This is a genomic window from Lactiplantibacillus fabifermentans DSM 21115 (genome assembly GCF_000498955.2).
Taxonomy (GTDB): domain Bacteria; phylum Bacillota; class Bacilli; order Lactobacillales; family Lactobacillaceae; genus Lactiplantibacillus; species Lactiplantibacillus fabifermentans.
In genome coordinates this window covers 19,252-29,538 of sequence record NZ_AYGX02000164.1, presented here as the reverse complement: position 1 = coordinate 29,538, position 10,287 = coordinate 19,252, and the positions used below count along the sequence as shown (strand labels likewise).

Genomic DNA, 10,287 nt, shown 5'->3' with positions numbered 1-10,287 from the left:
GGAAGCTGATCTTTTTTGTCCGAACAGCGTTCGGATTAATTTTACAATCTACCGATAGCTAGAGATAAGAATTAGGCAATAACAGGGCAATCCGCGACTAACAAAGTATATAGATCAACAACGGTTTGTGGTCGTTGATTAAAGGCCGCCAAACTTTGTCGTAAGTCTTGGGCTACCAGGTGATAATCTTCCACGCGGTCAAGTTTTTGCGCGGCACGCCCCAATAAGGCTTGTAATTCCGGTTGTGCTTGGACTTCGGCATCGCTATAAGCAATATCGATAGCCCGGGTTAAAGCTAAGACGTTCATATTTTTTAACATAACCATCATCTCCTACTCTTAGTATAAGCTAGTTGGCGGCGTTTTCAATATGGAAATTTTATGTTAGAAATACAACAAAACTAATCTTTGAGCCGATCACTGAAATCAAATGACTTAAAGGTTGCACCCAACGATAACGGATGTTATAGTGTAATAGTTAAATGGGACACTAGGGAGGCAGGACAACGTGAAATTTGACGACAAAGTGCCAATTTATTATCAAATTAAGACGCATTTGTATCATGAAATGCTGAACGGTCAACTCACCGCTGGCGCTCAATTGCCGCCGGTGCGACAACTGGCCGTTGATTTGACGGTTAACGTCAATACGGTGCAACGCGCCTTAGGTGAGATGATTACGGAGGGGACGCTAACGTCGCAACGGGGCAAAGGTAACTTTGTGACGACCGATACGACGCGGTTAGCCCAACTGAAAGATCAGCTGGTGATGGCGCAACTGGCGCAAACTTATGATCAGTTGCACGCCTTCAATTTGACAGATGCCGAAATTTTAACGAGTTTAAAACAATATATTGAAAAGAGGGGGATTGCTCAATGAGTACTGCATTATCGATTCAAAACTTAAACTACAAGCGCAATCGCCAAGTCATTTTACATGATGGGCAGTTAACCCTCAGTACCGGCAAGATTGTCGGGCTGTTAGGTGAAAACGGGGCCGGTAAAACCACGCTGATGCGGCTAATTACCGGCAACGCTCAAGGTCAAGGCGTGATTAAAGTTGGCGATAGTAGTGATGTGATGCATCGCAAACAAAAGACGAGTTTTTCGGACCATTTGAAAGGCTTCGATAAGAGCACCAAAATTAATCAAGTGGTGAAATTTTACCAAACGGTCTACCCTGATTTTAGTAACGACCGTTACCAAGAAATGGCGACCTTTTTACAATTGGATGCGAGTCAAAAATTGACGGCGTTATCCAAAGGGACCAAAGAAAAGTTGATCATTGCCCTGACGTTAGCGCGGCAAACCGAACTTTATTTGTTGGATGAACCGTTTAGTGGTATCGACAGTATGAGTCGCAAGCAAGTTATTAGCAGCATTTTGAAGTGGACGCCAGATAACGCGACGTTATTGATTAGTGATCACTACGTCCACGAGATTGCGAGCTTGCTGGATGAAATCGTGGTCGTTAAAGACCAAACGATTGCGGTTCACAAAGGTGCCGATGAGATTCGGGACCAATTAGGCGTTGAGATTGAAGATTACTACGAAAGCTTGTATGAAGTTGGGGGTGCTGCCGATGACAAGTAGTTTCTCATTATTTAAAGTGATGGGGCAAACGAAGGTCCGTCGCATCAACTGGTTGATTATTTTGGAATTGATTGCCACGGTCGTTACGACCTTGTGGACGGCGATTTCCGGTAATTTCTCCAGTGTCTCGTTATTTTATGCCTTTTGTAGTTGGGCGATTTTCCCATACTTGATTGGGGTCATTTTAGTCGCGATTGTCGCTGAAAAGGCGTACACCAGTGATACGTATCGGCTGATTCCGATTAGTAATTGGAAGTTCTATGCGATGAACCTATTGTCTTCCTTGGCAGCGTTCATCTACTTAGTCTTAGTACAAGTGGTCTTATACGCTTTAACGGCCGCAATTGGCTGGTCATCACTGTCAGATTCGTATGAACAAATGCAATTGATGATGAGCCAATATGGCATGAGCTTTAATTTCTGGGCGGCGGCCGGCACCATCTTAGGCTTGAGTTTAGTGATTAATATCTTAGCTTGGTCAACGATTTCATTAGTGCATCTGGTTATGAATTCGGCTAGCAACTTCTTACCAAAAGCGCGCCAACGGGTCGTCAACATTATCGTTTACGTCATCGTCATCTTCTTGACGTTACGGATTGTGACGTTCTTATTCGGTTGGTTATCCAATCTGATGTATACCGCTTTTGGCAGCAGCAATATCGATTCACTATGGCTCGGCATTCTCGTCATGGTGGTCGCGATTGTCTTAGAATCTGCGTTAAATATTGTGATGATTAATAAATGGGTTGAAACAAACCCGAACTAAATTTAGTGTGTGGGCACGGCAAAGTTGTTTGATTGCCGCTGCTGACTGTCATGCAGCCGGCAGCTAAATTGATGACTATCCAAAAAGAGGTTTCGCGACGTTTATCCGTGGCGAAACCTCTTTTTTACGATGGCGAATGTCGTTCGTTAGTCAACGACAAGGGCGCCGAGACTGTTTTTGAAGTGGCGCAAGGCCCACTCGTGACCAGCTTGGTCGAAACTAGCAACACCTTGTTTGTGGATGACTAATTGATAACCTAAGTTATAGGCATCAACGGCGGTATGTAAGACACAAATATCGGTACAAACGCCGACCAGATGGAGGGTCGTGATGTGGCGTTCACGCAAGCGTAAATCTAAATCAGTACCGGCAAACGAACTGTAACGTGTCTTATCGAATAACCACACTTGGTCATTATCCGTCTGTGATTGGTACCAGTCTTTCAGTGGCCCATACAGTTCACGGCCCCAAGTATTACGGACATTGTGTGGGGGAAAAAGCTTACTTTCAGGATGGTAAGGATCATGTGGGGTATGCACGTCAGTTGGTAACAAGACCCAGCCGTTTTTCGCAACCATGTCATCGGCTAAGGCGATAATCTGGGGTGCTAATTTTTGGCCGGGGACGCCGCAAGTCAGGGCACCGTCTGAAGCGACGAAATCATTCGTGTAATCAATAATCAGTAGTGCTTCGTTGGTTGTAGTCATCAAAAAAAGCCTCCTTGAAGTGATTGGTTTTAGTATGCCAATGGTCGGATTAGTTGTCAAAGCATTGCCAGTCGCAATGCCTAAAAAACCGCCAGTTACTTGGCGGTTAAAATGATACAAGCATTAAGGTCGATGGTGAGCTAGCCAGCGAATCAAATGGGTGGTGAACACCCGAAATCCTAAGCCAGCGACGATGATGACTAAAATAAAATGAGGGTAAGTCAGGCTAACTAAGAGGTATATCCCACTCAACGCCAACATCACTTTGACGGACCGATATTCTTCGTGGTCATGGGCCGTTAAAAGATAGGGCGGTTGTAAAAATAAATGAATCATGCCGCGAAATAACAATAGTTGGCACGTATCAACGAGCATAATCACGACGGCAAACGCAATCGCACTACTTTTAGTTAAACCACTATCTTTAAGCCAAGCCGTTGCAAAGGGAAGGAGGCAAATTAACGCCAAATAGGTTGAGTTTAAAATGATAATCGTGGTTGGCAAAGTGGCGTTGCGACTGAAAAGTTCCTAATGAAAATGCCAATACTGAATCACGACGGCAAAACTAATTAAGTACGTAGCAATCGCCTGGCCCAAACGGTACATCGCGGCGGTCGACAACGCACTAGTGGGTACTTTAATGTTGAGTACCATGATGGTCAGCACGACGGCAAAAACGCCATCGGAAATTGCTCGTAACCGATCATCGGCATTCCGAAATAACATCATCATCACCCCGAACCTTAACTGCTTATGAATCCAGTTTACGGGAGCCACCGTAAAATTGCTGGCGACGACCGTTAGTAGCGCAACTTCACTAATTTATCGTGATGTGCCGCCGCGGGTACGGGTGGTAGTAAATAGGCGAGTAAGGCCATGCGGACATACTTTCCCATACGTACTTGGTCGAAGTAATGCGCTTGCGGCAGGTGGTCAAAGCTGGTCGGTAATTCGCTGCCCCGCGGTAATGGGTGCAGTAGTAAGGTATCGCTGGCTAACAAACGGTCGCAAGCTAAAGTTAATGGGACCAGTTTGACCGTAGCTGCTACTGATTGTGGGACGCGCTCGGTTTGTTGGCGGGTCATATACAAAACGTCGAGATGCTCGTCGATGCTGTCAAAGCTATCGCAGAGTTGAAAATCAATTCCAGCAGTCTGAAGTTGGGTCAAAAGGGTATTGGGAATTTGGAGGGGCGTCGGCGCCACAAAAATAAAGCGATTATGTGGATATTGCATTAACGCTTGCACTAGGGAATGCACCGTCCGGCCGTACTTCAAATCGCCCCCAAAGGCAATAGTTAGGTGATTGAGGCGGTGTTTGTATCGATCAATCGTCGCCAAGTCTGTCAACGTTTGGGTCGGATGTAAATGGTCACCGTCACCAGCATTAATTACCGGTACGCTGGCATGGGTGGCGGCGACGGCCGCGGCCCCAGCAGTGGGATGCCGGACGACAATCGCATCGACATATTGCGACACCACCCGAATAGTATCGGCCAGTGACTCGCCTTTGGTGACCGAAGTTGAGTCGATGGATTCAAAGCCTAAGACTTGTCCACCGAGTGCTTGCATGGCCGCGGTGAAGCTCAACCGGGTTCGCGTGCTCGGTTCAAAAAAGAGGGTGGCTAATTGCTGGTGGCGACCAACGCTGGTAAAATTTTGTGGCGCCCGTTGCATGGCTTGAGCCTGCGCAATAATAGCTTTAGTGGCGGGTAAGGATAAATCAGCGGTTGTAATGAAGTGTTGCATTGAAAAAGGCCTCCTCATTGGGATGGGTAGTTGGTATGGTACTAATTATTGGTGGCGTAAGTGGATTAATTCTTTAACTGTGATGACGGCACCACCGGATTTAGCCGCTTGCCAAATGAGCTTTTGCCGGTCCGTCAACTGATAGTTTAAGGTCTGTCCATGTAATATTTGATTAAGCAAGCGTTCCATAACTACGTTGAAATGGTCCCCATTATCGAACAATAAATTGGAATTTAACTGGTTGTACTCGGCTGGTGAAATCGGAAACCACAAGCGGACTTGGGTCGTCCCGTGGCCAGCCAAGTCGCAGTCATGAATGACGACTGTTGAGCGGGCCTCCAGTGGCAGTTCGATGTGATCTTGATAGTTCAGTTGGGTGAGGGCGGTCAGTAGCCAGCGATTGATGAGTGGCACTAAGCTAGTGCCATAAAAGCGGTCGAGCCAGTAATTCAGCTCATCCCAGTGAGCTTGGTCAGTATTGATGGTCAATAGGTCGGTCAAAACACCAAATTTTTGGTAGTCGTGATTCGATGATGGTTCATTAATTTTTTTGTAGATATCGGGCCAAGGGGTCACCGCGGCGGGGTCATATTCAGCCATGCCAATTTTCCTCCCAATAGTTGTTAGTAGTAGCATACGCGGCTAATATATTATTTTGATACTGTTTGTGTAAAGAATTGTAAAGTTGGGCTGCTAGCGCCTTACTTGGCAGTTGTTGGTAGCACTATTTATGTGGATTGCGATTGGAAGTATAAGTCCATGTATGTGGCGACTTTTATTGCTGTTATCTGATAGTTTAAATGACGGCATAATTGAAACCTGCATACCAAAATAGTCGTCACCAACAAAGGGTGACGACTATTTTGTCATGCTATTTGAAGACTGATGGTTAATCATCATTGACTGATTGTAAATAAACTAATTGGTCGGTCGAAATTTGTTCGTATAATTGGTTGCCAAGTTCGCGGTTAAACGTTTGGTCAGCGATGTGGGCTTGGATGAAGTTATATTCCATTTGGAACGCTTCAATTAAAAGCTCGTTTTGAACATCCTGGAAGTCCCGTTGCCCGGACATGCGGCGATGCCGTTCATCGTAGGCCCGCCGAACTAAGCCGACGGTCGCTTGGTCGTGCGTCGCGTATTGGTCATTTAAGAAGTTGACGACTGCGGTGTACGGCTTAGCTTCTAGTTTTTGCATCTGTTGCCACATTTGTTGCTTCCGTCGCCGTAATTGGTCCCGGGATAAGTCCCGGTTGCCACGTTGAAATTGATGGGCCGCCCGACGACGCGCGCGGGCGTGTTTACTTAATGAAAAACGACTAATGACGACAAACTTGAAATATAAAACGAGTCGTTGCCCAAAAGTTTGCTGATTTTGGAGGCGCGTTTGCGCGGCAAAGTGCATGTAGCGGTCAGCGTCGTCGTTCGTAATCTCGCCGGCTTGAGCGAGTTGCGTAATCGTCGTTTGTTCAATCTCATAAGCTTCATTGAACAGTGCGGTCATCTCAGAACGCTTGGGCCGCTGGTCGAGCGTGCGTTGACCTTCCAAAATTTGGATGACTTGACTCGCATTCGGCGTATCGCCATAGCGTGCCCAAATCATATGAATTGCATCAGTGACCATGTCGGATTTAGCCGCCGCTAAGTCGGACTCGGTCACTTTATCTTGTTGTTTAGGCAAGAGAAGTGGCAAGACAATCGTCGGTACTAGCAAACTTGTCAAAATAACGACCGCGGCGACGAAGATAATATCGTTACGATAAGTGAAAGCGTGGCTACCAAGTTTTAATGGTAAGGAGAAGGCCATCGCTAACGTTATCGTCCCATGCACGCCGCTCAATGCTGCCACTAAACTGTTTAAATTATGTTCGTGGCGGGAATGGGCCCGAATTTTGGCGAAGTCGAACCGTAACCATAAGAAGCGGACCACCGTCATAATGACGTATAGGCCGATACCTAAGGCAATCAAAATTCCCACGGAACCCGTATCGCGTTGGGCTAAATGGCTAATGACACTTGGTAACGAAACGCCTAATAGGACAAAAACGATTCCGTTTAAAATACTAGCGACAATCGACCAAGTGGTACTCATGACGATTTGTAGTCGGGAAGTCGTTAACCGCAAGCGATCTTGTTGCATCCCGTGAATTAAACCAGTGGCGACAACGGCTAAGATACCGGACACGCCGAGACCTTCAGCCAAGAAATAGACGACAAATGGTGTTAACAAGGTGTATGGCACGATGACGGATGGCGTATCGACGCGCATATTGATTAACATGATGCGAATTGAAACGATAATGTAACCGACGAATAAGCCGACTAAAATACCGCCGACAAAGACGTATAAGAAGTTACCAATCCCATTCATTACCGAAAATTTACCGGTAACTAGGGCTGCGATGGCTAAGTTGAAGGCCACGATGCCGGAAGCGTCGTTGAACAAGGATTCATTTTCTAACGACTCCATGACTTTTGACGGCACGGCGACCTTAGTCGTAATTGATGAAACAGCCACGGCATCGGTCGGCGTGATAATCGCGCCGAGGGCCAAAGCTAACGCTAATGAGAATTGTGGGACGAGTAAATGGGTGACGGTCCCGACGATTAGAATCGTAATAATCGCCAAGACGACCGCCAGCGACATGGTGGTACCTAACTGTCTAGTTAAGCGTCGAATACTCGTATTTTGACCATCATTAAACATTAAAACTGAAATAATTACGAATAAAAAGATTTCGGGTTCGAGTTCGAAATCTTGATATAACGGAATTAGTGATAAGACGAGACCAGCCGCGATTTGTAAAAAGGCGACGGGTACTTGATTGAAACGTGCATAGACGGCGTTGGCCGCCACGACTGCGGCAATCAGCAGTAGGACTAAAAAGACTGTTTGCACCCCAGGGAACCCCCTATTAGTTAATTTGTTTAATTTTAACGCTTTTTTTAGTTGCTGAAAATTATAATCGATTGATCAGATTCTTAAGAATGCCACAAATTTAGTAATTGTGATATCAGGATAGCGGTCAGTATGATACATTTGAGCTCAATTAAGCTGATGGGGTGAAGCAGATGTGGCGGATGCGAATTTGGTTGACAGCCTTAGGTGTGATTAGTTTATTACTATTAGGCGCACTAATTATTTTTTATTGTGCCGGTTATTTTATTGGTGGTTTGTGGTGAAGTCGTTAGCGCAGGTTAACGGCTTTTTTTTGAACCTGATGTTCAGAAATTCAGTGGCCAGGCGATAACTTTTGAACATGGCGACCAATATCGGCGCTAGCACTTGGCAGCACGCGGGGGATTCGTATAATGAAGTTATCAAATCAACTTGCCGGGAGGAAATAACATGTTAACAATTGCTTATATTGGCAATGGGAAGAGTACCAATCGCTATCATTTACCGTTTGCTTTAAAATTGACCGATAAAATTAAGGTAAAGACGATTTATTCACGGTCGGGTCGGCAAACTTGGCCAGTCATTGACGGGGTGCATTACACGACCGATATTAATGATATTTATGACGATCCTGAGATTCAATTGGTGGTCGTATCGACTCCGAGTCATACGCATTATCAATTGGCTAAAGATGTTTTGAATCATGGCAAAAATGTCTTAGTGGAAAAGCCATTCACGGAAACGTCGGCGGAAGCTAAAGAATTATTTGCGCTCGCTAAAGCCAAGGGATTGCTCATTCAATGTTATCAAAATCGCCGTTATGACAGTGATTTTCTCACCGTTCAACACGTGATTGAAAGTGGCAAGCTGGGGGATCTATTAGAGTTAGAAATGCATTTTGATTACTTCCGGCCCAATGTACCAATGAATGTCGACCACTTCTCATTAGATACTAGTTATTTGTATGGGCATGCGTGTCACACGTTGGACCAAGTTATCTCGTATTTTGGACGCCCTGACGACGTCCACTATGATGTCCGGCAATTGCTTGGTGAAGACCGGATGAATGATTATTTTGATATTGATTTATATTACGGCACGTTAAAAGTTTCCGTAAAATCAAGTTACTTCCGGATTAAACCTCGCCCGAGCTTTATCGTGTACGGGAAGCAGGGGATGTTTGTCAAAGCGGATAAAGACCGGCAAGAAACCGACTTGAAGCATTTTTATTTGCCTGACCATCCTGACTTTGGGATTGATCAACCGGCGAACTATGGTACGTTGACTTATATGGATAATCAAGATAATTATCATGAAGAAAAAGTTGTCTCTGTTGATGGCGATTATAGTCGCGTTTATGCTGGTTTGTATGATGCGATTATTAATGGCCAACCGAAGACTGTTAAAGACGAAGAAACCATTTTACAAATTGAAATGCTGGAACAAGGCATTCAACAAATGCGGCATTAAGGGAGGCGTTGACGATGCGATTAGGAATTTTAGGGACGGGTAAAATTGTCCAAGACTTTTTACCGATGGTTGGTGATATTCCCGCCATTCAGTTAGCAGGGATTTTGAGTACGCCGCACAGTGTGGCCAAAGCGGCAACGTTACAAAAAACGTATCAAATTGAAACCGTTTATACGGATTACGCCGCCTTATTGGCTAGCCCAACGATTGATACGGTCTATGTCGCGTTACCGAATTCGTTACATTATGAATTTAGCAAGCAGGCGTTATTAGCCGGGAAAAATGTGATTTGTGAAAAGCCATTTACATTGAATAGCGCGCAATTGGCTGAATTGAGTGAATTAGCTTTGAAGCACGATTTAGTCTTAATTGAAGCCATTACGAATCAATATTTACCGAACTATCAAGGAATCAAGGCGGATTTAGCCAGTCTGGGTGCTTTGAAAGTGGTCAGTTGTAATTATTCGCAGTATTCATCGCGTTATGACCAGTTTAAGGCCGGTAAAGTCTTACCCGCTTTTAATCCCAAACTAGGTGGCGGGGCCTTGATGGATTTGAACATTTATAATATTCATTTTGTGATTGGGTTGTTAGGTGCGCCGACTGCGGTACATTATGCGGCCAATGTGGAACGAGATATTGATACGTCAGGGGTCCTGACGTTGACGTACCCGGAAACACAAGTGGTCTGCATTGGAGCCAAAGATTGTGCGGCTCCTATTCAGTCCACGATTCAAGGCAATCAAGGCGCGATTGTGGTGAGTGGACCTACCAATACAGTTGACGGTTACACGCGGCTAGCCAACGATGGGACGACTGAAGACGTTAATGTCAATCGGCACCCTCATCGGATGTTTGCGGAATTTGCCGCGTTCGAACAAGTGATTGCTGACCATGATATGGCGTTCGTCCGCCAACAACTGGAACATTCCAAATTAGTGATGGCAGTCATTGATCAAGCCTTGGCTAGTGCGCAGTTGAAATTAGGATAAGTTCTGGATACTATTTTCCCACAGTTGGCTGACCGTAATTCCATCGTCCTGGGACCGGCCCAAGCCTGAGAAACGGTCTTGGGCCTCGCTTTTGAGCCTGAAACCCAAGTTTC

The 10,287-nt window shown here is 45.5% G+C and carries 12 protein-coding genes; 5 read left to right on the top strand and 7 right to left on the bottom strand.

Annotation, left to right across the window (positions count from 1 at the left end):
* Positions 1 to 71 precede the first annotated feature (71 nt).
* Positions 72 to 320, bottom strand: coding sequence for a bacteriocin immunity family protein (locus DY78_RS14050; RefSeq protein WP_024624780.1), 249 nt, complete (start codon positions 318 to 320; stop codon positions 72 to 74).
* 187 nt (positions 321 to 507) lie between these two features.
* On the opposite strand from DY78_RS14050, the gene DY78_RS14045 reads away from it, so the two are divergent.
* From DY78_RS14045 to DY78_RS14035, 3 genes are read left to right on the top strand one after another with little or no spacing between them, the layout of a single operon-like run.
* Positions 508 to 879, top strand: coding sequence for a GntR family transcriptional regulator (locus DY78_RS14045; RefSeq protein ID WP_024624781.1), 372 nt, complete (start codon positions 508 to 510; stop codon positions 877 to 879).
* Positions 876 to 1,592: an ATP-binding cassette domain-containing protein gene (locus DY78_RS14040; protein ID WP_024624782.1), complete on the top strand. Its 717-nt coding sequence runs from the start codon at positions 876 to 878 to the stop codon at positions 1,590 to 1,592. Before DY78_RS14045 ends, DY78_RS14040 begins: the two co-directional genes overlap by 4 nt.
* Positions 1,582 to 2,358 carry a hypothetical protein gene (locus tag DY78_RS14035; RefSeq protein WP_024624783.1) on the top strand — a complete coding sequence of 259 codons (777 nt, stop codon included), beginning with the start codon at positions 1,582 to 1,584 and terminating at the stop codon, positions 2,356 to 2,358. The genes DY78_RS14040 and DY78_RS14035 overlap by 11 nt, the downstream gene beginning before the upstream one ends.
* A gap of 146 nt (positions 2,359 to 2,504) precedes the next feature.
* On the opposite strand, the gene DY78_RS14030 is transcribed toward DY78_RS14035, so the two are convergent.
* From DY78_RS14030 to DY78_RS14005, 6 genes are all read right to left on the bottom strand, one after another.
* Positions 2,505 to 3,065 (bottom strand): cysteine hydrolase family protein, encoded by a 561-nt coding sequence (locus DY78_RS14030; protein WP_024624784.1) that lies wholly within the window; start codon positions 3,063 to 3,065, stop codon positions 2,505 to 2,507.
* 123 nt (positions 3,066 to 3,188) lie between these two features.
* On the bottom strand, positions 3,189 to 3,569 hold the full coding sequence (locus tag DY78_RS16690) for a TMEM175 family protein (protein ID WP_051385222.1): 381 nt from the start codon (positions 3,567 to 3,569) through the stop codon (positions 3,189 to 3,191).
* Between the two features lie 24 nt (positions 3,570 to 3,593).
* Positions 3,594 to 3,797, bottom strand: a complete 204-nt coding sequence (locus DY78_RS16685) for a TMEM175 family protein (RefSeq protein ID WP_235810680.1) — start codon at positions 3,795 to 3,797, stop codon at positions 3,594 to 3,596.
* Positions 3,798 to 3,865: 68 nt separating this feature from the next.
* Complete coding sequence (gene pyrB / locus DY78_RS14015; RefSeq protein WP_024624785.1) at positions 3,866 to 4,813, bottom strand: aspartate carbamoyltransferase; 948 nt, start codon at positions 4,811 to 4,813, stop codon at positions 3,866 to 3,868.
* 45 nt (positions 4,814 to 4,858) lie between these two features.
* Positions 4,859 to 5,413, bottom strand: a complete 555-nt coding sequence (locus DY78_RS14010) for a hypothetical protein (protein ID WP_024624786.1) — start codon at positions 5,411 to 5,413, stop codon at positions 4,859 to 4,861.
* A 289-nt stretch (positions 5,414 to 5,702) separates the two neighbouring features.
* Positions 5,703 to 7,712 carry a Na+/H+ antiporter gene (locus DY78_RS14005; protein WP_024624787.1) on the bottom strand — a complete coding sequence of 670 codons (2,010 nt, stop codon included), beginning with the start codon at positions 7,710 to 7,712 and terminating at the stop codon, positions 5,703 to 5,705.
* 450 nt (positions 7,713 to 8,162) lie between these two features.
* On the opposite strand from DY78_RS14005, the gene DY78_RS14000 reads away from it, so the two are divergent.
* Positions 8,163 to 9,182, top strand: coding sequence for a Gfo/Idh/MocA family oxidoreductase (locus DY78_RS14000; RefSeq protein ID WP_024624788.1), 1,020 nt, complete (start codon positions 8,163 to 8,165; stop codon positions 9,180 to 9,182).
* A 14-nt stretch (positions 9,183 to 9,196) separates the two neighbouring features.
* Positions 9,197 to 10,174, top strand: coding sequence for a Gfo/Idh/MocA family protein (locus tag DY78_RS13995; protein WP_024624789.1), 978 nt, complete (start codon positions 9,197 to 9,199; stop codon positions 10,172 to 10,174).
* Positions 10,175 to 10,287 lie beyond the last annotated feature (113 nt).